A 22,669-nucleotide genomic window follows, 5' to 3' on the forward strand; every position below is an offset into this window, starting at 1 on the left:
CCCACTCCGGCACATCCTCCCAAGCCAAAAGCAGTTTGTGTCATATACTTGTAACACTGGGGCGTTGTAATGAAGCAGCAACAATACTAGGTCTGATACAGGTTAATGCTCATGACTGGAAAAACTGTCCTGATCGTCGATGACGAAGCCCCGATCCGCGAAATGATCGCCGTGGCCCTCGAAATGGCTGACTACGACTATCTGGAGGCATCGGACGCCCTCGAAGCGCATGCCCTGATCGTCGACAAACAACCCGACCTCGTCCTGCTCGACTGGATGCTCCCCGGCACCAGCGGCGTGGAACTGGCCCGACGCCTCAAGAGAGAAGAAGCCACCGCCGATATTCCCATCATCATGCTGACCGCCAAGGTCGAGGAAGATAACAAGATCCAGGGCCTGGAAGTCGGCGCTGACGATTACATCACCAAACCCTTCTCGCCAAGGGAACTGGTCGCGCGCCTCAAAGCCGTACTGCGCCGCGCCACGCCCCCCGGTGTCGACACCCCGATCGAAGTTGAAGGCCTGACCCTCGACCCCATCGGCCACCGCGTGTCCACCGAAGACGGCGCCCTCAACATGGGGCCCACCGAATACCGGTTACTGCAATTCTTCATGACCCACCAGGAACGGGTATATACTCGCTCACAGCTACTGGATCAGGTCTGGGGTGGCAACGTCTATGTGGAAGAACGCACGGTCGACGTGCATATCCGCCGCCTGCGCAAGGCCCTGGGCGACCAATATGACCACCTGATCCAAACCGTCCGTGGTGCTGGCTACCGTTTTTCGACCCGGGCGGCATAATTGGCCGGCACCCCGTGCCATACCAATCGTAAGGCTGTTGCATGCAACACAACTGGTCACGATATTTACGACTGATTATCGGCTTCCTGGTCATCTGCACCGCCGCTGGCGCCTATTTCGGCTACCCGATCTACGGGCTGACCATCGGTCTGATTGCCTACCTCTGGTGGACACTGATCCAGGCCAAACGTCTTTATCACTGGCTCGGCCATCCCAGCGCCACCAGCGAAGCGCCCCAAAGCGTGGGGTTGTGGGGCGACATCTTCGATGGTCTCCACAAGCTGCACCAGAATCACCTGCGCCTGCAGGATCGACTGAGGGCGCAGATCAATCGGGTACAGGAGTCCACCAATGCCATGCGGGACGGCGTCATCATGACCGACGCCAGTGGCGCGATGGAATGGTGGAACGGTTCCGCGGAACACCTGCTGGGGTTTCGCCGCAACACAGACCGGGGCCAGTACATCCATAACCTGATACGCACACCGGCGTTCAAGGCTTATTTTGATGCCCGGGACTATCGGGATTCCCTGGAGATCCACTCACCGGCCAAACCGCACATCCGCCTGCAGATCCAGATCAGCCTGTTCGGGGACGATGATCGCCTGATCGTCGCCAAGGACGTCACCCGGCTCTACCAGCTGGAGCAGATGCGCCGCGACTTCGTGGGTAACGTGTCCCATGAAATGCGCACGCCCCTGACGGTGATCAGCGGCTATCTCGAAACCCTGGTGGATAATGCCGATGATCTTCCCCCCAAATGGCGGCGCGCTATCAACACCATGGCACAACAGTCTTCCCGCATGGAGGCATTGATTACTGACCTGATCCTGCTGTCAAAGATTGAGACCGGGGAGCAAACCGTCAACGACACCGTGACCGATGTCGAAGCCCTGCTCAGACAGATCTGTCACGACGCCAGTGCCCTCAGTGGAGACAAGCAGCATGAATTCAGCGTCAACATCACCGATCACCGGCTGCTGAAAGGGGATGAAAGCCAGCTGCGCAGCGCGTTCTCCAACCTGGTGTTTAATGCGGTGAAGTACACACCGGCGAAAGGCCATATCACCATTAACTGGAGCGCAAACCGCGAAGGCGCCCATTTGTCGGTCCGGGATACCGGCATCGGCATCGATCCGGTGCATATACCACGTCTGACCGAGCGCTTTTATCGCGCCGACCCCAGCCGCCACAAGGAAACCGGCGGCACCGGCCTGGGCCTGGCCATCGTCAAACATGTTCTGCTGAACCACGATGGCAACCTGGAAATCCGCAGCCGGATTGGTGATGGCAGCGAGTTCATCTGCCACTTTCCGAGGGAGAGACTGGTCGAGCGGGCGCCGGAAAAGATCTCCTGATCAGCGACTGCCGGCACGAAAGCGGGCAATAAAGCGGGACAGGTCTTCCATTTTCTTCGGGTCTTCATCGACAAAACGGATGGTGACACTGACAAAGTCGGTGTCCTGCCGCTTGTCGACCGCCTGCAACTGGTGAACATAGCCGTTCAACCTGGCCATCTGCCCCTCGGCAATCTCGATGTCCACGACCGCCTGATCGAGAATGCCGGGAAAATCCTGGTCACGCCTGGCAATCACCCGGACTTCCGTCAGCGTGATGTCCTTGACCACGGACTTGAGGGTACTGTCAGCGAACCGGATCGACGCCACACTCATCGCTCCCCGGGCCGCGGATGATTTTTCGCTACTCCCCGCACCCGACTTCAGCAATGGCGATGTCGCCGGGCGGCTCTCCCGCACAGCAGGCGCCGGCTCCGGCTCCCGCTTCTGGGTCAACAGGGTGGCGGATTCCTTGAAAGCATCCGCCGGACCACCCATGGATTTGCCGCTGCGATCCATCGCGTTTTTCAGCGTCGGCCCCATCACCTTGATGATCTTCTTGCTGAGGCCATCCGGACTGAAGGGCTTGCCCAGGTACTCAGACACCCCTTCCCTGACCGCTTCCACCACGTGGTCCTTGTCACCTCGACTGGTGATCATGATAAAGGGTACTTTCTCGTACTGGGGTTGCTGGCGCATCCACTGCAGCAGCTCCAGGCCGGACATTTCCGGCATTTCCCAGTCACAAAGGATCAGATCAAACACCGTGCGGGACATCAGGGACTGGGCCCGTCGACCATTCTGGGCATCGGTGGTTTCAATGACAGGAAAACGCTGGCGCACCGTTCGCTTCACCAGATCCCGGACAAAACTGGCGTCATCAACCACCAGCGCTTTCAGCGTTGCCATGTTTTTCGACCTTCTCACCGCCAACTGGATAAATATACGCAACAAACTATAGAACAAAGCCGGCGGCCAGGGACCCCACGGCTACAAAAACACCACAATTCATATCAACAGTGGAACCGCCGGGTTAAAGAATTGTCACCCAGAGAGGCCCAAACCGGTATTTCCGTTCATGGAAAAAAGGCTAACATGGGGCAGCCGATGCGAGTTGGACACCTCTTCATTCGTTTATCACACCGAGGTTTTGCGTGCTTAAGAGACAATCAGGGACTACCCCAGGCAAAAGGATTCTCCGTTACCTCTCAGTGACTGGCATTCTTGCCGTTTTTTCACTACCGGCATCTTCAAATACCAGCTCCAGTGACAGTTTCCAGGAATGCGTCGCCGGACTGAAGACCCATGCCATCGAAGCGGGAGTGGCGGAGGTCACGGCCAGCGATGTGTTGTCACAGGTGGAACACCTGGATCGCGTCATCGAACTGGATCGCCGGCAACCGGAGTTCACCACCACCTTTGCCGATTACCTGAACCGCCGGGTCAACGACGACCGAATCAGCAACGGGCGTTCGCTGTTACTGGAACACCGGGAACTGCTGGCCGATGTCACCCGGGAAACCGGGGTGCCCGCCCCGTACCTGCTGGCTTTCTGGGGTCTGGAGACCAACTTCGGCACCTACTTCGGCAAAATGTCCGTGCCCAGTTCCCTGGCGACCCTGGCCTGCGATCCCAGGCGCAGTAGCTTCTTCACCGAACAGTTGACGGCCGCATTACAGATCATCGACGAAGGCGCCATTCCCGCTGAGCAAATGGAAGGCTCCTGGGCCGGCGCCATGGGCCACGTCCAGTTCATGCCCACCGTGTTCCTGAAACACGCCGTGGACGCCGATGGCGATGGCAAGCGCGACCTCTGGAACAGCCTGCCAGACGCGATGATGTCCGCTGGCAACTTCCTCGCAGACCTGGGCTGGGACAGCGACTACCGCTGGGGTCGGGAGGTGCTGCTGCCGGAAGACTTCGATTATGAACTGGCCGATGGGCGCCGCCTCACCCTGGACGAATGGAACAAGCTGGGGGTAACCGACGCCTTTGGCGACCCGCTGGCGAACGAGCCGATCAAGGCCGCGCTGGTGGTGCCGGCCGGCCACCGGGGCCCGGCCTTTCTGGCGTACCGGAACTTCAACGTGATCATGGGCTGGAACCGCTCGGAATTCTACGCCATCGCGGTCGGCCACCTGGCAGACCGGATTGCCGGCGCCGGCGCCTTGCAGAACCCGCCACCGGAGGATCAGCCCAACCTGTCCAGGGACGATATCCTGGCCCTGCAACAGGCCCTCAACGACAACGGTTTCGACAGCGGCGAACCTGATGGCATCATGGGCCCGGCCACACGCTCGGCCATCCGCAAATTCCAGGCAAGTCATGACATGGTCGCTGATGGTTACCCGGGAGAAACGGTCTTTTCCAGGCTCGACCTTGATCTCTGATGAGGCATAGCTGAGCCCATGGATTCGATAACACAAGCTGCCCTGGGCGCCACCATCGCCGGCGCCGTGGCGGGCAGGACACTCGGACGCTCCGCACTCCTGGCCGGAGCGGTCCTTGGCACCCTTCCGGATCTGGACGTGGTCATAGATTACGGAACCGCGGTGGCCAATTTCACCCAGCACCGGGGATTCACCCACTCACTGTTCATACTGGCGCTTCTGTCTCTGCCGCTGGCCTGGGTACTGTGGCGCTGGAAACCGGTGATCAGCTACCAGCGCTGGCTGGCCCTCACCGGGCTGATACTGCTGACCCACCCCATGCTGGATGCCTTCACCACCTATGGCACCCAACTGTTCTGGCCGCTGGGACCGCCCATCGCCCTGAACAGCATTTTTATTATTGACCCGCTGTATACCCTGCCACTGCTGGCGGCCATTGCCTGCTTCCTGGTGAGGCCGGCAAAACCCGGGAGCCTGATGGCCGGCCTGAGCGTTTCCACGCTTTACCTGGTGTGGACCCTGGCCGCGCAACAGGTCATATCCAACCGGGTTGAACCTGCGCTCGCCGATGCGGGCCTCGCGGATGCACCGCGCATGGTCCAGCCAATGCCGTTCAACACCATTCTGTGGCGTGTCACCGTCGTCAGTGACGATCGCCGGGTAGAGATGGTGACCGGCTTCCTCGACGGGGACAGCCCCCTGACGCTGGAGTCGTTTCCCCGGGACCCAGCCCTGGCGATGCAGGCAAACACTCTGGAGGAGGGGCAGCGCCTGGCGTGGTTCACCGATGGGTTCCTTCACTATGAACAGGTTGATGACTTGCTGTTGGCCACCGATGTGCGCCTGGGCGTGCCCGGCGCGCATCCGTTTACCTTTGTTCTGGCAAGATATAATGGCGACGCCCTGGAACCAGCTCCCAGTTATCGCCAGGACCGCCCAGCCCTGCGCCGCGAGTTGCTGGGCGCGCTCTGGGCCAGGCTGACCGGCGCGGCACCGGTCCTGTGCCTGGCGAGCCTGGAATTGCCACCGCCGGGGGAAGGCTGCTCGTAATCATGCGACTGGATCAGTTCATTGCCACCACAACTCCGTTGTCCCGCAAGGAAGCCAAGCGGGCCATCGGGCAGGGGCGCGTGATTGTGGACGGTCGGGCGTGTCGTCAGGTAGCCACCCATATCAGCACCGATGCCAGGGTAACCCTGGATGATCATCGGCTGACCTTGCCCGGGGAACGTTATCTGATGCTCAACAAGCCTCAAGGCGTGGTGAGTGCAACCACCGACAGCGACCACCCCACGGCACTGGACCTGCTGCCTTCGGAGTTTCGGCCTGACCTTCACATCGCCGGTCGCCTGGATGCCGACACCACCGGGCTGTTATTGCTGACATCGGACGGTCAGTGGTCGCACCGCGTGACTTCCCCCCGGGTAAAATGCCCCAAGACCTACCGCGTCACCCTTTGCGATCCGATCACCGAAGTCGCTCTTCAACAGCTGCGGGACGGCATCGAACTGAGGAACGATCCCAAACCCACCAAGCCGGCCGACGTGCTTTGGCTCAGTGAGCAAGAGATTGAACTCACCATCGCGGAGGGTCGTTACCATCAGGTCAAACGGATGCTGGCCGCCACCGGCAACCGCGTCTCGGCTTTGCACCGGCTACGCATCGGCACCATTGAGCTGGACAGCCGTCTTGCGCCAGGCGAGTTCAGGGAACTGACCGAAGCGGAAATCAACGCCATCCCCTGACAAACCCTCAGATTCGTTCGAAGCGCTGGGCTTTCAGGTTCTTGCGAACCGCCCCGGCCTCAAACACCTCGCCGTTCATGGCGATATAGACACCCGCGGGCAACAGCTGGACCGCCGCCCAGGCAAAGCCAAGGTTGAATACCGCATCGCTGTGCCGCATTCTCGCCGGTTGCATCGCTCCGAGCAGAACGATGGTTTTGTCACTGACCGTCGCCAGCGCCTGCGCGGTTTCCGCCATGGTATCGGTGCCATGGGTTATCAGAATCTGATCGGACTCCGACGACGCCACCGCCTGCCGGATCTGCTCCCGGTCACCATCGTTGATTTCCAGGCTGTCCTTTCGCATCAAGCCGGTGATCTTGTAGCCGTCGTGAATGTTGGATTCACCCAGCAGTTCCGGCAACAGGGAGTCGCCGACTTCGAATTCGCTGTTGGCATCGAAATAAACCTTGTCGATGGTGCCACCGGTCGTCATTATCTCGATCATCGGTTTGTTCCCGCCTGCCTGTATCAGTTGACGTCGGCTGTCGAATGCTCACCGACCGCCGTGTTATTCGCCGCCGCGGCGTAGGCAGCGTTCTTTTTCCGTTCATAGGCCTTCGCCGCCGCAGCCACCTTGCCGGCCGCTCCGGTGTCCAGCCAGCGCCGGATACGACCGGCATCCCCCATGGGCGAGCGGGTGCCCAGCGAATCAAGCAACACGGTCACCACCTGCTCGCCATTCATATTGGACACCATGACCAGACAGCGTCCAGCCTCTGACAGATAGCCGGTTTTGCTAAGCCCCACGCCCCAGCTGTCACGATGAACCAGAACATTGGTGTTACCAAACGACAGATTGTAACGGGGCTGGCGGAAATGGCCGGTGAAATAACGGGTGGTGGAATAATCCCCGATCTGCGGGTGCCTGGCCGCCGCATTCACCAGCCTGACCAGGTCCGAGGCGGTGGAGGTGTTTTCCAGGGACAGGCCCGTTGGATCCACAAATTGTGTGCGGGTCATGCCAAGCTCCAGGGCCTTCTCATTCATCGCCCGGACAAAACCGTCGTACCCGCCGGGGTGGTGACGCGCCAGGGTGTAGGCGGCGAAGTTTTCCGATGACATCAGCGCAATCCGCAGCATGTCCGAACGGCGCATTTCCGAGCCCACGCGAATCCGGGTGTAGGCGTTGGCGGCCGCAGGTACGTGGCGTTCCCGGAATTCCAGCCACTCGTTGAGGGGTTCCCCCGAGTCCAACACGACCAGGGCGGTCATCAGCTTGGTGATCGATGCGATGGGCACAATCCTGTTCGCGTGCTTGTCGAACAGCAGCTCGTTATCGCCCGCATGTGCCACGGCAGCATTGACTGACGCCAGTTGAACGGGCTCTCCGTCACGGTTGTGGGCGTGGGCCTGGGATACTGCGATACCGCACATCAAAAGCATCATGCCGGACAGGACAATTCGGAGCATCAATCTACCTCGGGGACATCTCGTTAACGGTGGCAAAAGTGCCGCCTACTATACCAGCGAATCCCGGCGATGGACTGCCCCCTGATGGAATCGGGCATTAACACTCTTTCAGAAATGCACGACCGGCGCATTATCGTGCCCGCGATCACACTTTTCACTCATCCGTTTTAAACGGCAAATGCAAAACACTATAAAATGCCGTAAAATTACTTTGAATTCATAGTGTTACACAATATTTATATTTGTAATCACTGTGTAACAGCCAACTCTGGCATATCGGACAGACCACAGGACCATTTCCCTGAATGGACTCATCGGCGAACCAGCAAACTCACCCGGGTATCCTCCTTGCCAATACCTGGCGAAAACTCCCGGGCCTGATCCGGCGCTGGTTACCCCTCAGTCTCCTTGTTTTCGGCCTGGCTTACGGACTGCTCGCTGCATCGTTCCTGGCTTCAGGGCGTGATATCACGCCAGACCACGAGCTGGCGGAACTGGGAACAGAGGATCACGCCGACAACGTGCGAATGGCATTCACACTACACCCGCTGGAAGACATACTGACCGCGACTGCTTCGTCAGCTCCTTCCTGGACTGCCACGTCAGAGAACCACACCGGCATTGGCTATCTGAACCAGCCGGCCACCTTCCGTTTCACGCTGGACAATCCGGGCCAGCAAGTCAGCCGCAAACTACTGGTGGTCGCCGCCCCCTCTCTGGATCGAATTACCCCGGCGATGATCACACCGGACGGAAAAATAGAGCGGCTGCCACACATGGGCGATGTCTACCCGTTCCACAATCGCCTCTTTGACCTGCCGCAATGGATCTGGCCCGTCACTCTCGAACCGGGCACAACCACGTTCCTGTTTGAAGTTGAGAACTCCGGCCCGACCCTGCTGCCACTCTCCATTCACAAGCCTGAAACCGTTCTCGGTGACACCGCCTTCACCCTGGCCTGGAAGGCCTTCATCGGCGGACTGCTGGCTTTTGCCCTGTTGTTCAACATCAGTATCGTCATCATGCTGCGGCGTCCGGGGCTGGCGTGGCTGAGTGTGCTGATGGTGGGGGTCATGCACAGCCAACTGGTCATGGACGGATTCGGGCTCTGGTTCCTGTGGCCGGAATGGCCACAGTTCAATGCCTTGCTTAGCGTGTCGCTGCCTTTGTGCCTGATCGCACTGTGCCAGTTCACGCCCCACTTCCTGTCCATACCCCGCCCGATTGCCGGCATTCTTAACGCCATCAGTCTGATCGCCCTGGCCCTGGCCGTTGTCACCCCGCTGGGTCTGACCTTCCCGGGGCAGGGTTCCCTGCTGGTACTGGCAACAGCTACTGGCGTGTTCATCCTTGCGGTGGTGGTGCAACAGCTTCGCCGACACGTCTACGCCCGCTATTACGGCCTGTCGATCCTGGCCATTTTCAGTGGCGCGATTGTGTCGTCGCTGCGTACGATCGGATGGCTCCCGGTCAACAGCTTCACGGATTCCGCCTTTTTCCTCGGCGCCGCCCTCGCGTCACTGATCCTGACCAGCGGTGTGGGCCGGCTACTGCTGGAGGAACGTAAAAAACGGCTGAGCGCCGATGTACGGGCTAGACAGGAAGGTCAGCTGAGGGCAAGAATCGAAAAGGATTACGACCGGCTGCTGAAAACCCATCGGGTCACCGGTAAACCCAACCGGGCAATCCTGGAAGAATCCCTGGAAACGCTCAACAGCAAACAGATTCCTTACACCCTCTGCCTGGTCCGCCTCCACCGGTTTAACGAAATTGAGCAGACCCTGGGTTATCGCACCGCCGAAGAGCTGCTGAAAACCTACCTGCGACGCATGAGCCGCTTCCTCGAGCGCACCTTCGACCTTCGATTGATAAGAATCAACGGCCACGCCCTCGCCAGCATCGACACCCTCAATCACGCCTTTGCCTTCTACCGGGATGGCGACAGCGGCGATGAACAGTACTTCATGGCAGAGTTGGAGACCTGGCTCGACACCCATTTCCGCGAGGGGCGCTTTGCCTTCTCCTGGAGCCCATCGGTGGGTATTGCCCACGCCCCGGAACACGGTCCCGATGCACCGGGCATACTGTCATCGGCGGGTTTTGCTTCCCTCAGAGCCGATCAGACCCTGTGCGAATATGATCCGTCCATTGCCGAGTGGCAGTACCGGCAGCAGATCCTGATGCTGGACGTCGAGGAAGCCCTGACCAACGACAGCATGTGGCTGGAATACCAGCCCAAGGTGGGCATTCGTGATGCCCGGGTCAGTTCGGTGGAAGCGCTGATCCGCTGGCACCATCCCGAATTTGGCAGGGTTCCGCCAGACCACTGGATTCCCCTCGCCGAACAGGTGGGCGTGATTCATCCGGTCACGCTGTGGGTGATTAACCAGGCCTGCGATGACTACGAACACCTGACCTCGAAATTCGGGAGGAATATCTCGGTAGCGGTGAACATATCCGCCAAGGATCTGGCCCACCCCAGGTTTGACCAGGAAGTGCTGGAGATCATCGCACGCCATGACATGCGCCCCCGGGATCTCATTCTGGAAATCACCGAAACCGCGATGATGGCGGACCCCAAGGCGGCACGGGCAATGATTCACATCCTGAGCCAACAGGGCTTCCGTATCGCCCTGGATGACTTCGGCACCGGCCATTCATCCCTCGGCACCCTGGCGAGTTTCGACCTGGACGAGCTCAAGATCGACCGCAGCTTTCTTGAGGATATCCTCGACCATCCGGCCCGCCAGCGCATCTTCCGCGCTGCGCTGGAACTTGGTGAAGCGCTGGATCTGGACGTGGTCGTGGAAGGCGTGGAAGACGAAGCCGTTGCCGTCTGGCTCCAGCAATTCCCCGGCCTCCATGGCCAGGGATATTACTGGGCCCGGCCCGAGCGGGTCAGGGCAGATCGGTAACCGCGCCGAGAGACGCGGAACTGACGGTGCGGGCATACTTCGCCAGTACGCCCCGGGTAAAGCGGGGTTGCGGTGCTTGCCAGGCCTTGCGCCGCTTTTCCAGTTCCGCCTCCGAGATATCCAGCTCAATGCGGTTGGTCACCGCATCGATGGTGATGGTGTCGCCGTCTTCCACCAGGGCAATCGGACCGCCCTCGGCCGCTTCCGGGGTGATATGACCAACCACAAAGCCGTGGCTGCCACCTGAGAACCGGCCATCGGTAATCAGCGCCACATCGCTGCCCAGGCCCTTGCCCATGATCGCCGAGGTGGGACTGAGCATCTCGCGCATTCCGGGGCCACCTTTGGGTCCCTCGTAGCGGATGACCAGCACATCCCCAGCCACCACCGTGCCATCCAGAATCCGCTCCTGGGCCTCTTCCTCAGAATGGAACACCCGCGCACGGCCGGTAAAGTGAGTACCTTCCTTGCCGGTAATCTTGGCCACCGCCCCGGTAGGCGCCAGGTTGCCAAACAGAATCCGCAGATGGCTGTCGGCCTTGATGGGATTGTCGAAGGCATGAATGATGTCCTGCCCTTCCGGGTACGGCGCCACGTCCGCCAGGTTTTCCGCCAGGGTCTGGCCGGTCACCGTCAGGCAGTCACCGTGCAGCAATCCACGATCCAGCAACATCTTCATCAACGGCTGGATACCGCCGATGGCCACCAGCTCGGACATCATGTAATGCCCGCTGGGGCGCAGGTCCGCCAGCACCGGAACCCGTTTACCAATGTCGACGAAATCCTCCAGTGACAGTTCCACCCCCACGGTACTGGCCATGGCCAGCAGGTGCAGGACCGCATTGGTGGAGCCACCCAGGGCGATCACCACGGTGATGGCGTTCTCGAACGCCTCCCGGGTCATGACGTCCGAGGGTTTGATGTCCTTTTCCAGCAGGTTCAGCACCGCTGCCCCGGCGGCGCGACAATCCTCGGCCTTGGAATCGGACACCGCGTTCTGTGCCGAACTGCCCGGCAGGCTCATGCCCATGGCCTCGATGGCCGATGCCATGGTGTTCGCGGTGTACATGCCGCCACAGGAACCGGGCCCCGGAATCGCGGTTTCCTCGATCTGCTTCACCTCGATCAGGTCCAGATCGCCACGGGCATGGGCGCCCACCGCCTCGAACACCGAGATAATGTCGGTGTGGTTTTCCCCGGGCATGATGGTGCCGCCATAAACAAAGACCGACGGGCGGTTCAGTCGCGCCAGGCCCATGATGCAACCCGGCATGTTCTTGTCACAGCCACCAATCGCCACCAGACCATCAAAGCCCTCACAGCCAGCAGCGGTTTCGATGGAATCAGCGATGACCTCGCGGGAAACCAGCGAGTACTTCATGCCCTCGGTGCCGTTGGCGATGCCGTCGGACACGGTGATGGTGTTAAAGATCAGGGCCTTGCCGCCAGCGTCATCGGCGCCGGCGGCCGATTCCTCCGCCAGGCGATTGATGTGCATGTTGCACGGAGTCAGGTTACTCCAGGTCGATGCAATGCCCACCTGGGGTTTGCGGAAGTCTTCATCGGTAAAGCCCACCGCCCGCAACATGGCGCGGCTGGCGGACTTGCCAATGCCATCCACCACCGGGGCGGAATGTCGACGGCGTTTGTCCTCGGTCATCGGTGTCTCCTTACTGAGCGGGTACAGATCCGCTTCAGATTGTCAGAAAAACCGGCTCACAACAACGCCATCAGGCGCGGATCAGGGCGTAGTCCTTCAGATCCAGCGACGCCATCTGCCGCGCATACTGGGTGGCAAACCCCGGGTACATGGTGGCATTGAAGCCATCCTCGGTGAGGTACCAGCTCTTGCAGCCGGAATTCCAGTTGGTCTTCGCCAGACGCTTCTGGATCTCCCGGTTATGGCGGGCCTGGATATGGGCCTTCACATCCAGCGCCTTGATCTCCAGGGAGCGCAGCACCCGCACCGCTTTCAGGATGTACTCGATCTGGGATTCCATATACACCAGCGCCGAATTGTGACCAGGACCGGAGTTGGGGCCGAAAGTCATGTGCAAGTTGGGGTAACCGGACACGTTGATGCTCTTGTAGGCCTGGGCCCCGCGTCGCCATTCCTTGCCGAGCTCACGACCACCCACGCCCCTGACCAGGAACGGCGTACCTGCGTTACAGACATCAAAACCGGTGGCGAACACAATGCAATCGAACTGGTGCTCAATACCCTCGGCGGTGCGAATACCGTTCTCACTGATCTTCGCGATCGGCCAGGTAATCAGCTCACAGTTGTCCTGCTGCAGCGCCGGGTAATAGTCACTGGACATCAACACCCGCTTGCAGCCAATGCGGAAATCCGGCTTCAGCTGACGACGCATCCAGGGATCCTTCACCTGACGGTTCAGATGCGCCTCGGCCACCTTCTCCACCACCCGCGTCAGCGGCGAATTCCACACAATACCCAACGCCACCGACTCATGGCCCAGATACAGCGCCTTGCGCACCGCCTTCTGACTGGCCGGCACCTTGCGGAACAACGCCCTGTTCCAGCCCGGCGTGGCAAAATCCGGCTTCGGCAACACCCAGCCCGGCGTGCGCTGAAACACCTTCAGCTTCGACGCCTGCTTCACCAACTCCGGAATAATCTGCACCGCACTGGCCCCGGTGCCAATCACCGCCACCCGCTTGCCAGTGAAATCGTAATCATGATCCCACCGCGCACTGTGCACCGTGTGCCCCTGGAATGACTCGATACCCTCAATCTTCGGCAGCCCCGGATTCGACAACGGCCCCTGCGCCATCACCACCGAACGCGCCCGGAAAGTATCCCCCGCCGCCGTCGACGCCGTCCAGACACCGTCTTTCTCACTGTACTCCAGCCCGGCGACATCCTGATTGAACTTCACCATCCGCCGCAGATCGAACGAATCCGCCAGATAATGAACATACTTCAGAATCTCCCCACTGCCGGAAAAACTCCGCGACCAGTCCGGATTCGGCGCAAACGAGAACGAGTACAGATTCGACGGAATATCACAGGCCGCCCCCGGATAAGTATTGTCCCGCCAGGTACCGCCAATCTCATCGGCCCGCTCCAGAATCACCACATCCCGGATACCATCCTGCTGCAACCGCAACGCCGTACCGAGCCCCCCAAAGCCCGCGCCGACGATCAACACCTCGTGAACATGCACTTCCTGTTTAACCGTTTCAGCGACCGCCTTCCGGGTCGTTTTCGCTCTCCGCGGAGCAGTTCTGGCTTTCTTAACAGCAGTCGTCATAACACTCTCTCAAATTCAATCAGCGGCCCCTCACCTATGCCGAAAGGCGAGGGCCGGGGGTTCCTTTTCTGCAGGGACAAAGGTGTCTGAGCGCAGCGAGTTCTTTTCCCGAAAGAAAAGGAAACCCCGGCCCTTGCCATACTCTCTCGCTGAGGGCCTACAGAGTCAGGCCGTCGTCCGCCAGGTCAGACCCTTGACCCAGGTAGGCACCGGCCCCACCACCCGACTGGGGATATAACTGGTCAACTTCACCAACGCATCCACCGGCAGGTGATAAGGATGCGACCGATTCACCACCATCTTCCCGTGCTGACTGATAATCTGGAACCATGGATTACGGCGCCCTTCCGCCGTACGCCCGCCAATCCGCTCATACTTGTTCATCGCGTCATACAGGCGCTCTTCCTTCAGCCCCATGGCCACAATATTGTCCCGCATCTTGTTCAGCAGTGGCGCATAGGCCAGCACACCAAGAATCAGCTTGGGATTGGCCACCGTACCAATCGCCTTCACCGCCAGCTGGTGCATCCGGCCCTGGCCCAGCATCTCCATGACGTGGAAATCCACCCCCAGGTGACGCGCCTCATCGGCATTGATCTTCTCGAACACCTCGTGGCACAGGGGATCGTCCACCTCCTCCAGCAGGAACTTCAGCAAGGCGCCGTCCAGGGCGATCTCCAGCATCGGAATCACCGAACCCAACACCTCCAGCGGCATGTCATCGCTGTAGCGGTCCAGCCATTCAATGGTCAGCCGCAGGTTGATATTCGGCTCCGGCAGCTCATCCCCGTCCAGCATGCCCCAACGGCGCATCAGCGCCATCTCGGCGTTGGCGTGGCGTTGCTCCTCGGCGTGGAAGTAGGTGTAGATTTCCCGCAGCGTATCGGTGGGGGCCTTCTTGGCCATCGCCGCAAAACCCCGGGCACCCACGTGCTCGATCCACATCAGATCCGCCATGAACGCCTTCAGCTTGGGCCACTGCTCCTGGCTGATCTTGTCTGCGCCCGGCGCCTCCCAGTCGATGTCCGCCAGCGCCCACTGACTGTCCTTGATTCTGACAAGCATCTTGTCGAGATCGATATTCGCCATAACCTCGCTCCCCTCCCGGATGGAGTCATTCAGTGCAGCCGGCTAACGCCAAAACGGTTAATCAGCCCGGTACCCAAAGCATAGGTGCGCGGAATCAGACGCTTGGCCCGCCAGATCATGCGGGCATCGAACTGCGGCATGACATAGAGATCGCCCCGGTCCAGAGCGTTCAGGGCATCGTTCACCACCCGCTCGGGCGGCATGCCGAACCGATCCATCAGGCGATCAAACAGTTTCGAGGACTCACCAACAATGCGGCCGTTGGCTTTGATGTTGGTTTTCACCAGAGTGGGACACAGCGCCGTTACCGAGATACCGGAGCCGGCCAGTTCCGCCGCCATGGTCTCGGTCAGTGCCAGCGCACCGGCCTTGGTAACGTTGTAGGCGCCCATCAGCGGGGCTGCGGAAAAGCTCGCGGTGGAGGCCACATTGATAATGCCGCCGTGACCCAGCTGTTTCAGCTTCGGGGTAAACACATGGCAACCGTGAATCACGCCCCACAAGTTGATCCCCAGGGTCCATTTCCAGTCCGCCATGGGAGCGTCTCCCACGGGGTTACCGCCGACACCGACACCGGCATTGTTAATGACGAGACTGACCGGACCGGGCAGGACCCGTTCGGCCTCCTCGGCCAGTGCTTCAACCTGCTTGAGCTTGCTGACGTCGCATTTGAACGCCCAGGCCTGACCGCCCAGTTCTTCCACCAGCGCCACGGTTTCCTCTGCGGTTGCCAGGTTGATGTCCGAGCACAGAACAGAGCCGCCCCGGCGGGCAATTTCCAGCGCGAAGGCACGGCCAATACCACTACCGGCCCCGGTTACGACCGCAGCGGCGCCGCGGCTGGGTTTATTGGGCAAACGACTTCCGAACATGGAATACCTACACTTAAATTATCAGTGAATGATTCACCCACGATAAAGCGAACGCTTGTTCGGATTCAATTCGGAAAAATTATGGCCAGAAAACCTGTTCAGCAACGCGCCAAAGCCACCGTGGACGCCATTGTCGAAGCCGGATTCATTGCCATGGCAGACCGTGGTCCGGCCGCCACAACTACCCGGCAAATTGCTGATATTGCTGGGGTTGGCGTGGGGTCCCTATATGAATACTTCGAGAACAAGGAAGAGATCTTCCAGGTCATGAGCGAGCGTTTCGTGGCCGATACCATCGCCATGATCCAACCACTGATCCCGACCATTGTTCGGAAACCGATAAAGGAAGCGGTACTGGACCTGCTCGGACACTTCAGGGATTTTCTCCAGGCCGACAATGAGCGCTATCTGAAATGCGCCCGCTACGCCATGGCACTGGATTTCGAACAACACGTGGAACCACTGCAGAAAACCCTGTCGGAACTGGTCACCCAGTACCTGATGCATCACCCGGAAACCCTGAAGATCCGCAACATCCCGACCATGAGCTACATCATGATCAATGGCGGCATCTATTCCGTGGTGAGGCACCTGTGTGATCCCGCACCGCCCATCACCTTTGACGAACTGGCCGAGGGACTGGCGGATATGGTTGGCCATTACACCGAGCGTGAGATGGCACTGGTTGCACCATAATGGTGCCAAATCGGTAACCGATATCGAAAATTACGATTTGCCTTGACCTATATCAGGCCCTACCATCGTGCACCCTTTTGGTGCCTAAAAGGATGGGCAACAGGTCATGGGACAGAGAAACGAACGACTGCGCTGGCAACTGGTGTCCGGGTTGCTGACCGCCCTGCATCTGGAGCGGCTCGCTGAGCGTTACAGCCGAAAATCGGTGATGGCAGGCTTCAGCTTGATCAATGGCGGGCTCAGCATCGCCCTGGTGTCGTTCGTTGCGCTGGTCACCCAGGAGGCCTTTATCTTTCCGTCACTGGGTGCCACTGCCTTTATTCTTTTCCACGTACCACTGGCAGAACCGGCCTCGCCTCGCAATACCCTGTGCGGTCACTTTGTCGGAGCGGCTATGGGGCTGCTGAGCCTGTATGTGTTTGGTCTGCTGCACCAGCCTTCAGCCTTCCTGAATGGGGTGGACCTGGCCCGGGTCGGCGCTGCGGCACTTTCCCTGGGACTGACCGGCTGCCTGATGGTGCTGTTCCGCATCGCCCATCCGCCAGCGGGCGCGACGGCACTGATCGTGTCCCTCGGACTCATGCCCGATCCTGCACAACTGCCAGTTCTCATGGCGGGCGTCAGCCTGTTGCTGGTACATGCCTTCGTGATGAACCGGCTGTCCGGCATTCCCTATCCGCTGTGGTCAGTACGGAAAAGCACCCTGGACGCCGGAGCCCCATCGAGGACTTGAGGTCGGTCGGATACCGTCGGTAATTCAGCTGCCGATAATGACACTGCCGCTACCAATGGTAACGCCGCCACAGGAAACCGCGCTGCCGGTAATGGCTGCGGGAATACCGTTGATCAGCACCGTACCGGAGCCGGCAGCAATCGCGCGCGGGTGAGGCGGGTGTTTGGGCTTGGAGTGCATGGCGAGGGGGTCGCCCAACCGTGCTACCGGTTTGCCATCAACCAGCACGTCGGGGGAGCCTGCAATGACAGGGGTGGGCGGAAAGCCCTGATGGTCCGTTCCGATATCGCCCAGCAATACAATCGCTTTACTCATTCCCTGAATTCCTTCTCTTCCGTGACAATCTGATTTCCAGAAGCCCTATCTTAAAGGCAATACGCTTACATGCCAAATGACCCGGTCTCCCCCTTGCTGGATAGAACGCCAAATGACCTGCATCAAAGGCGGGCCAGGGTGGCTCGTCTACAATTCTGTCATACGTTTATGCCATTGGAGGCCCACCATGTCACCATCCAGCCATTCGGAGTCCGCCGCTCCGACCTCCGGTTGCCCGGATTATGATCTCTGGAACCAAGGTTACGGTGTCATACAGCATTCCCCCGCCACCTGCGCCAGGGCCAAAGCCATGGCTGAAGAGCTGGTGACCGAAGGGCGACAGCCGGACACCGCCGCAGTGTTCCGCAAGTTGCGCGCGCTGGATCGCCTTACCAGCGCGGGCTTATGGCTGGTCGCTCACATGACCTACACCAGGCGGGTGGACATCAGTGGTCAGCCATTGATGGCAGAAGATTTCAAAGACCATCCCGAGGGCCACACCGGCGGCGCCCTGAACATGGTACCCGCCTACGCCGCCTATCTGGCACTGAACAACCTGACCGGGCAAACCCGCAGCTGGCTCATGGGCCAGGGGCATTGCGTTGCCGCTATCGATGCCCTGAACGTACTGACCGGTAACCTGCATCCGGAACAGCAGGCCCGTTACCTCGGTCCAGAGGGGCTGTCGAGACTGGCATCGGATTTTTACAGCTACTGCCAACGACCGGATGGCGGCATGGAAGCGCCACTGGGCAGCCACGTGAACCCCCATACCGCCGGTGGCATTATCGAGGGCGGCTACCTGGGATTTGCCGAACTTCAATATGCTCACATGCCACTACCCGGTGAATCCCTGGTGGCCTTCCTGTCTGACGGTGCCGCCGAGGAACAACGGGGCAGCGACTGGATACCCCGATGGTGGCGGGCTGAAGACTGCGGCACGGTGATGCCCATCATGATTGCCAACGGTCGGAGGATCGAACAACGAACCGAACTGGGCACACAGGCGGGGCTAGAACGATTTGAAGAGCACTTGTCAGACCGGGGCTTCGCACCGGTGCGTTTTGACGGCCGCGACCCCGCAGCCTTTGTCTGTGTGCTATACGAGATGGAAAAAACACTGGCGAAACACGGCAGGCAGGCCGCCCGTGGTGAGCACCCCTATCCGGTCCAGGTCCCCTACGGCATTGCCGAGACCATCAAGGGCTTTGGCTTCTACGGCGCCGGTCGCAACGCCGCTCACAATCTGCCATTGCCCGGCAGCCCGCGAGTGAATGCCAGGGCCCGCAAACTTTTCCAGACCCATACCGACCGGCTGTGGGTGGCACCGGATGAGCTGGCCGGGAGTGTGCGCCAGCTTAATCAGCATCACGATCAGCAACGCCCGCTGGAACGGGATCATGCCCTGGCAATGCGCGATCCGTCAGAACCGGTCATTCCGGATATTCCCCGGGTCAGCGGCCATTGCTCTCCGATGCAAGCTGTCGACGATTTCTTTACCGCACTGGTGACCGCCAACCCCGGCCTGCGGGCACGGGTAGGCAATCCGGATGAACTCGCCAGCAATCGGCTCAATAGCGTCCTGGCTCAACTGAAACACCGGGTAAATGATCCCGAGAACGATCAGGAATCGGTGCAGGGCAAGATAATCACCGCGCTCAATGAAGAGGCGGTGGTATCTGCCTGTCTCGCTAACAAGGCGGGGCTGAATCTGGTGGCCAGCTATGAAGCCTTCTGCGTGAAAATGCTGGGCGCCATTCGCCAGGAACTGATCTTTGCCCGTCACCAGAAGGAAGTGGGCCGTCCCGCCCGCTGGCTGGGCTTTCCGGTCATTGCCACATCCCATACCTGGGAGAACGGCAAGAACGAGCAGTCCCATCAGGACACAACCTTCTGTGAAGCTCTGCTGGCGGAAATGAACGACGTGTCGCGGGTGGTTTTTCCCGCCGACTACAACAGCGCACTGGCGGCTTTGCCCGGTATTTATCAGGGCCGGGGGACCCTGACCTGCATGGTAGTGCCGAAGCGGGACCGACCGTGCCTGTTTAACGAGAAAGAAGCACAGACACTGGCCCGCAACGGCGCGTTAGTGGTGGACGAGGACACTTCCAGTGGAGAACCAGTGCTGCTGATTGCCAACGGCGCCTATCAGCTATCAGAATTGATGCGCGCCGGCGAACGGCTGAGGGAGACTGGCACACCCTTTCGGCTGATCTATCTACAGGAGCCGGCCCGATTCCGCCAGCCACGGGACTCTTGCGAAGCAACGGTCTGTCTTTCCGAATTTGAACGGGAGCGACTGTTTCCCGCCCGACTTCACCGTCGGGTAGCGTTGACCCACATGCGCCCGGAGGTGTTCCGCGGGCACCTGCATCGACTGTTTCCCGAACCACGGCAATCCCGGGTGCTGGGTTACATCAACCGAGGTGGCACCCTGAACGAGGCCGGTATGCTGTTTGCCAACCGTTGTTCCTGGGCCCACGCCCTGACAGCGTGCGCCAATGTCATGGAGCGCCCTCCGGGTGAGTGGCTTTCCAGCACCGAACTCGCCGCCGTGGAGGGCCTGGGAAATCCCTCTGTGATTACTGGTAACCGGAAGTAGGCAAGGCGCCAGGTTCCGGCGAAGAGTCAGCACTCAACTGGTGAAAACAGGGCCAAACCCCATATTCCAGATCAGAACTGACCCCACACGGGTAGACACCAGGATAACCAGGGCCACCGTCAGCAGTGCACCGCCGTACATGACCGCACGCTCCTTCTCGATCCCCATCACGATGGGTAGCCCGTCATACATCAACCAGGCGCCGTAACAGGAAGCCACGAGAAATACGATGGCGTTAAACCAGGGCACCGGGTACAACAAGGCAAAACCGGCCAGGAACAGCGGGGTGCAGGAGTAGGATACCAGGGCTATACCATTTGAGGGCACATGCTCTTCCACGGCCCCGTAGGTCTTGGCCATCCAGTTAACGGCGTAACCCAGTGCAAACACACCCACCAGCATGGCGAGGTACGTCAGGACACTGAGCTGCAGGGCGCTGATTTCCGTCAGTTTGATCAGACGATCGTTACCCACGGTCCAGCCAAAATAGGCTGTTGATATGTAGGCGCATATGGGCGCAATCGCCGCCAGCACCAGCACATAGGCGACATACAGACGGCGGGGTGGCGCGTGTTCTTTCCGGATGGAATTCCACTCGTCATCGGGGTGGGTAAAAAGACCAAACGCGTGTGACAGGAGCATTGCCGCCCTCCATTATTGTTATCGACTGCTATGGATTATGCTTCACCTTGAAAGCTAGATCAGAACGGCAAAAAACTCCAGTTAATTCAGCTATTACGGGGATCGGTTTCGGCGACCCAGGGCCGCTCCTTCTGGCGATCCCGGAAAGACAACAGACTCTCGACCCCCTCGAAACTCACCAGGTCGCGGAAATCCAGCCAGTCCACCAGGCAATACAGGCACATTGCCGGGTAATTCCACTCTTCGAACTGGCCATCATCAACCATCGCCGCCAGTGTTCTCAGCGTGGTCATAATGCGTTCACGCTGGAGGTTGAAGAACATCACATCCGCCCGAGTGTCCAGGCCAGAGCGCTCCGAGAGCAGCAGCGTGACCGCTGAATCGTTGGCAGCGTCGACGAGGGTGAGCTGGTTCTGCTGGTTCCAGGTCAGCGGATCCCGGCCCTGCTTGGCACTCAGGTAACGGGCAATAATGCGGGAATCGTAAATCTCCTGGTCACCGTCCACCAGCATCGGAATCTTCAGCGCCGGATTGTTGCGACGTAGTTCGTCACGCCCTTCACCATAAATGTCGAGGTTGACGAAGTCATGGGGCTCTTCATCCAGCAAAATGCGAATGCGGCGAACGTAAGGTGATGTCGTGGAACCAATCAGTTTCATGTGTTCTCCAGTCGTCAGCGGGTTAAGTCCCGAACAGCGAAGCGGGATCCGTGAAGGCATGCCCGGTTGCCTCGGCTACCTCCCTGTAGGTTATCTGTCCCTGATAGACATTCAGGCCGTGCAGCAGGTGAACGTCTTCCCTCATCGCCTGCTCCGGTCCCTTGTTGGCCAGTGCCACAATAAAAGGCAACGTGACATTGTTCAACGCCAGTGTCGAGGTGCGGGCCACAGCGCCGGGCATGTTGGCCACACAGTAATGTACCACGCCATCAACCTGGTAGGTGGGGGCATCGTGCGTGGTCGGCCTGGAGGTTTCGGTACAGCCGCCCTGATCAATGGCCACATCGACAATCACGCTGCCTTCCGGCATGCGGGAGACCATGTCGCGGGTCACCAGTTTCGGGGCCGATGCGCCGGGAATCAGCACCCCGCCAATGACAAGATCTGATTCGATAACCGATTGCTCCAGGGTCTCGGCGGTGGAAAACAGGGTGCTGATCCGGTTCCCATACAAGTGATCCAGTTCCCGCAGTACGTCCATGTTTCTGTCCAGCACGGTCACCTGGGCACCCAGCCCAACCGCCATGGCCACCGCATTCTGACCCACCGTACCTCCGCCAATAACCGTGACCCGGGCCGGGGCCACTCCGGGCACACCACCAAGCAACACCCCTCGCCCACCCATGTATTTCTCCAGGCAATGGGCACCGGCCTGGATCGACATCCGCCCCGCAACTTCCGACATGGGCGCCAGCAACGGCAACCGCCCATGGCTGTCGGTTACGGTCTCGTAGGCGATGCAGGTGGCTCCGGAACGCACCAGATCGTCAGTCTGCGACTGGTCCGGCGCCAGGTGAAGGTAGGTGAACAGGGTGTGATCCGCCGTCAGCAAAGCGCGTTCGTCAGCCTGGGGTTCCTTGACCTTGACGATCAGACTGGCTGCAGCAAACACAGCCGGGCCATCGTCCAGGATGTTTGCGCCCGCATCGCGGTATAGCGTGTCGGAAAAGCCGATGGCAGCGCCCGCTCCGGTTTCCACAAACACCTCATGATGATGGGATATCAGTTCCCGCACAGCCGCCGGCGTCATGCCGACGCGGTATTCGTGGTTTTTTACTTCCTTCGGGACGCCAATCTTCATTG

Annotated in this window: 20 protein-coding genes; 9 read left to right on the forward strand and 11 right to left on the reverse strand. The window is 59.7% G+C overall.

Annotated features, from left to right (window positions below):
* Nucleotides 1–111 precede the first annotated feature (111 nt).
* Nucleotides 112–804, forward strand: a complete 693-nt coding sequence (gene phoB, locus ACJO5Y_RS19040) for a phosphate regulon transcriptional regulator PhoB (RefSeq protein WP_406989423.1) — start codon at nt 112–114, stop codon at nt 802–804.
* Nucleotides 805–845: 41 nt separating this feature from the next.
* The gene (gene phoR / locus ACJO5Y_RS19045) at nt 846–2,162 is read left to right on the forward strand and encodes a phosphate regulon sensor histidine kinase PhoR (RefSeq protein ID WP_406989424.1); all 1,317 of its coding nucleotides are present in this window, start codon (nt 846–848) and stop codon (nt 2,160–2,162) included.
* Here phoR and ACJO5Y_RS19050 read toward each other — a convergent pair whose 3' ends face one another.
* A complete protein-coding gene (locus tag ACJO5Y_RS19050) occupies nt 2,163–3,050 on the reverse strand; it encodes a response regulator (RefSeq protein WP_406989425.1) in 888 nt (295 codons plus the stop codon). It abuts the gene before it with no gap.
* Nucleotides 3,051–3,295: 245 nt separating this feature from the next.
* Between ACJO5Y_RS19050 and ACJO5Y_RS19055 the strand changes: the two genes are divergently transcribed.
* From ACJO5Y_RS19055 to ACJO5Y_RS19065, 3 genes are read left to right on the forward strand one after another with little or no spacing between them, the layout of a single operon-like run.
* On the forward strand, nt 3,296–4,531 hold the full coding sequence (locus tag ACJO5Y_RS19055; protein WP_406989426.1) for a lytic murein transglycosylase: 1,236 nt from the start codon (nt 3,296–3,298) through the stop codon (nt 4,529–4,531).
* Between the two features lie 18 nt (nt 4,532–4,549).
* Entirely contained in the window at nt 4,550–5,581 is a 1,032-nt protein-coding gene (locus ACJO5Y_RS19060; protein WP_406989427.1) for a metal-dependent hydrolase, read from the forward strand.
* A gap of 2 nt (nt 5,582–5,583) precedes the next feature.
* Entirely contained in the window at nt 5,584–6,276 is a 693-nt protein-coding gene (locus tag ACJO5Y_RS19065; RefSeq protein ID WP_406989428.1) for a pseudouridine synthase, read from the forward strand.
* A gap of 7 nt (nt 6,277–6,283) precedes the next feature.
* On the opposite strand, the gene ACJO5Y_RS19070 is transcribed toward ACJO5Y_RS19065, so the two are convergent.
* Together ACJO5Y_RS19070 and pbpG are read right to left on the reverse strand one after the other, a co-directional pair.
* On the reverse strand, nt 6,284–6,763 hold the full coding sequence (locus tag ACJO5Y_RS19070; RefSeq protein ID WP_406989429.1) for an asparaginase domain-containing protein: 480 nt from the start codon (nt 6,761–6,763) through the stop codon (nt 6,284–6,286).
* 23 nt (nt 6,764–6,786) lie between these two features.
* Nucleotides 6,787–7,728 (reverse strand): D-alanyl-D-alanine endopeptidase, encoded by a 942-nt coding sequence (gene pbpG / locus ACJO5Y_RS19075; protein WP_406989430.1) that lies wholly within the window; start codon nt 7,726–7,728, stop codon nt 6,787–6,789.
* A gap of 305 nt (nt 7,729–8,033) precedes the next feature.
* Between pbpG and ACJO5Y_RS19080 the strand changes: the two genes are divergently transcribed.
* Nucleotides 8,034–10,643 carry an EAL domain-containing protein gene (locus tag ACJO5Y_RS19080; RefSeq protein ID WP_406989431.1) on the forward strand — a complete coding sequence of 870 codons (2,610 nt, stop codon included), beginning with the start codon at nt 8,034–8,036 and terminating at the stop codon, nt 10,641–10,643.
* Here ACJO5Y_RS19080 and ilvD read toward each other — a convergent pair.
* The 4 genes from ilvD to ACJO5Y_RS19100 form a co-directional block, all read right to left on the reverse strand.
* On the reverse strand, nt 10,627–12,303 hold the full coding sequence (ilvD, locus tag ACJO5Y_RS19085; RefSeq protein ID WP_406989432.1) for a dihydroxy-acid dehydratase: 1,677 nt from the start codon (nt 12,301–12,303) through the stop codon (nt 10,627–10,629). The genes ACJO5Y_RS19080 and ilvD overlap by 17 nt on opposite strands.
* Before the next feature lie 70 nt (nt 12,304–12,373).
* Entirely contained in the window at nt 12,374–13,918 is a 1,545-nt protein-coding gene (locus ACJO5Y_RS19090) for a flavin-containing monooxygenase (RefSeq protein WP_406989433.1), read from the reverse strand.
* 165 nt (nt 13,919–14,083) lie between these two features.
* Complete coding sequence (locus ACJO5Y_RS19095; protein WP_406989434.1) at nt 14,084–15,007, reverse strand: ferritin-like domain-containing protein; 924 nt, start codon at nt 15,005–15,007, stop codon at nt 14,084–14,086.
* A gap of 29 nt (nt 15,008–15,036) precedes the next feature.
* A complete protein-coding gene (locus ACJO5Y_RS19100; RefSeq protein ID WP_406989435.1) occupies nt 15,037–15,864 on the reverse strand; it encodes an SDR family NAD(P)-dependent oxidoreductase in 828 nt (275 codons plus the stop codon).
* Nucleotides 15,865–15,960: 96 nt separating this feature from the next.
* On the opposite strand from ACJO5Y_RS19100, the gene ACJO5Y_RS19105 reads away from it, so the two are divergent.
* Nucleotides 15,961–16,575 carry a TetR/AcrR family transcriptional regulator gene (locus ACJO5Y_RS19105; RefSeq protein ID WP_406989436.1) on the forward strand — a complete coding sequence of 205 codons (615 nt, stop codon included), beginning with the start codon at nt 15,961–15,963 and terminating at the stop codon, nt 16,573–16,575.
* A gap of 106 nt (nt 16,576–16,681) precedes the next feature.
* Entirely contained in the window at nt 16,682–17,308 is a 627-nt protein-coding gene (locus tag ACJO5Y_RS19110; protein WP_406989437.1) for an HPP family protein, read from the forward strand.
* 24 nt (nt 17,309–17,332) lie between these two features.
* Here ACJO5Y_RS19110 and ACJO5Y_RS19115 read toward each other — a convergent pair whose 3' ends face one another.
* Entirely contained in the window at nt 17,333–17,623 is a 291-nt protein-coding gene (locus tag ACJO5Y_RS19115; protein WP_406989438.1) for a type VI secretion system PAAR protein, read from the reverse strand.
* 187 nt (nt 17,624–17,810) lie between these two features.
* On the opposite strand from ACJO5Y_RS19115, the gene ACJO5Y_RS19120 reads away from it, so the two are divergent.
* Nucleotides 17,811–20,225: a phosphoketolase family protein gene (locus ACJO5Y_RS19120; protein WP_406989439.1), complete on the forward strand. Its 2,415-nt coding sequence runs from the start codon at nt 17,811–17,813 to the stop codon at nt 20,223–20,225.
* Nucleotides 20,226–20,258: 33 nt separating this feature from the next.
* Here the strand turns inward: ACJO5Y_RS19120 and ACJO5Y_RS19125 are convergent, their stop codons facing one another.
* From ACJO5Y_RS19125 to ald, 3 genes are all read right to left on the reverse strand, one after another.
* Nucleotides 20,259–20,867, reverse strand: coding sequence for a Yip1 family protein (locus ACJO5Y_RS19125; protein ID WP_406989440.1), 609 nt, complete (start codon nt 20,865–20,867; stop codon nt 20,259–20,261).
* Between the two features lie 86 nt (nt 20,868–20,953).
* Nucleotides 20,954–21,526, reverse strand: coding sequence for a glutathione S-transferase family protein (locus tag ACJO5Y_RS19130; RefSeq protein WP_406989441.1), 573 nt, complete (start codon nt 21,524–21,526; stop codon nt 20,954–20,956).
* A gap of 22 nt (nt 21,527–21,548) precedes the next feature.
* Nucleotides 21,549–22,667: an alanine dehydrogenase gene (gene ald / locus ACJO5Y_RS19135; RefSeq protein WP_406989442.1), complete on the reverse strand. Its 1,119-nt coding sequence runs from the start codon at nt 22,665–22,667 to the stop codon at nt 21,549–21,551.
* Between the last annotated feature and the right edge of the window lie 2 nt (nt 22,668–22,669).

The sequence above is a fragment of the Marinobacter alkalisoli genome (assembly GCF_045449855.1).
Lineage (GTDB): Bacteria > Pseudomonadota > Gammaproteobacteria > Pseudomonadales > Oleiphilaceae > Marinobacter.

What these genes read in the sequence shown, in the direction of transcription:
- ACJO5Y_RS19070 (WP_406989429.1), bottom strand. Translation starts at nt 6,763, where the DNA reads ATGATCGAGATAATGACGACCGGTGGCACCATCGACAAGGTTTATTTC.
- pbpG (WP_406989430.1), bottom strand. Translation starts at nt 7,728, where the DNA reads ATGCTCCGAATTGTCCTGTCCGGCATGATGCTTTTGATGTGCGGTATC.
- ACJO5Y_RS19115 (WP_406989438.1), bottom strand. Translation starts at nt 17,623, where the DNA reads ATGAGTAAAGCGATTGTATTGCTGGGCGATATCGGAACGGACCATCAG.
- ACJO5Y_RS19105 (WP_406989436.1), top strand. Translation starts at nt 15,961, where the DNA reads ATGGCCAGAAAACCTGTTCAGCAACGCGCCAAAGCCACCGTGGACGCC.
- ACJO5Y_RS19050 (WP_406989425.1), bottom strand. Translation starts at nt 3,050, where the DNA reads ATGGCAACGCTGAAAGCGCTGGTGGTTGATGACGCCAGTTTTGTCCGG.
- ACJO5Y_RS19080 (WP_406989431.1), top strand. Translation starts at nt 8,034, where the DNA reads ATGGACTCATCGGCGAACCAGCAAACTCACCCGGGTATCCTCCTTGCC.
- phoR (WP_406989424.1), top strand. Translation starts at nt 846, where the DNA reads ATGCAACACAACTGGTCACGATATTTACGACTGATTATCGGCTTCCTG.
- ACJO5Y_RS19110 (WP_406989437.1), top strand. Translation starts at nt 16,682, where the DNA reads ATGGGACAGAGAAACGAACGACTGCGCTGGCAACTGGTGTCCGGGTTG.
- ACJO5Y_RS19090 (WP_406989433.1), bottom strand. Translation starts at nt 13,918, where the DNA reads ATGACGACTGCTGTTAAGAAAGCCAGAACTGCTCCGCGGAGAGCGAAA.
- ilvD (WP_406989432.1), bottom strand. Translation starts at nt 12,303, where the DNA reads ATGACCGAGGACAAACGCCGTCGACATTCCGCCCCGGTGGTGGATGGC.
- ald (WP_406989442.1), bottom strand. Translation starts at nt 22,667, where the DNA reads ATGAAGATTGGCGTCCCGAAGGAAGTAAAAAACCACGAATACCGCGTC.
- ACJO5Y_RS19130 (WP_406989441.1), bottom strand. Translation starts at nt 21,526, where the DNA reads ATGAAACTGATTGGTTCCACGACATCACCTTACGTTCGCCGCATTCGC.
- phoB (WP_406989423.1), top strand. Translation starts at nt 112, where the DNA reads ATGACTGGAAAAACTGTCCTGATCGTCGATGACGAAGCCCCGATCCGC.
- ACJO5Y_RS19120 (WP_406989439.1), top strand. Translation starts at nt 17,811, where the DNA reads ATGTCACCATCCAGCCATTCGGAGTCCGCCGCTCCGACCTCCGGTTGC.
- ACJO5Y_RS19065 (WP_406989428.1), top strand. Translation starts at nt 5,584, where the DNA reads ATGCGACTGGATCAGTTCATTGCCACCACAACTCCGTTGTCCCGCAAG.
- ACJO5Y_RS19060 (WP_406989427.1), top strand. Translation starts at nt 4,550, where the DNA reads ATGGATTCGATAACACAAGCTGCCCTGGGCGCCACCATCGCCGGCGCC.
- ACJO5Y_RS19095 (WP_406989434.1), bottom strand. Translation starts at nt 15,007, where the DNA reads ATGGCGAATATCGATCTCGACAAGATGCTTGTCAGAATCAAGGACAGT.
- ACJO5Y_RS19125 (WP_406989440.1), bottom strand. Translation starts at nt 20,867, where the DNA reads ATGCTCCTGTCACACGCGTTTGGTCTTTTTACCCACCCCGATGACGAG.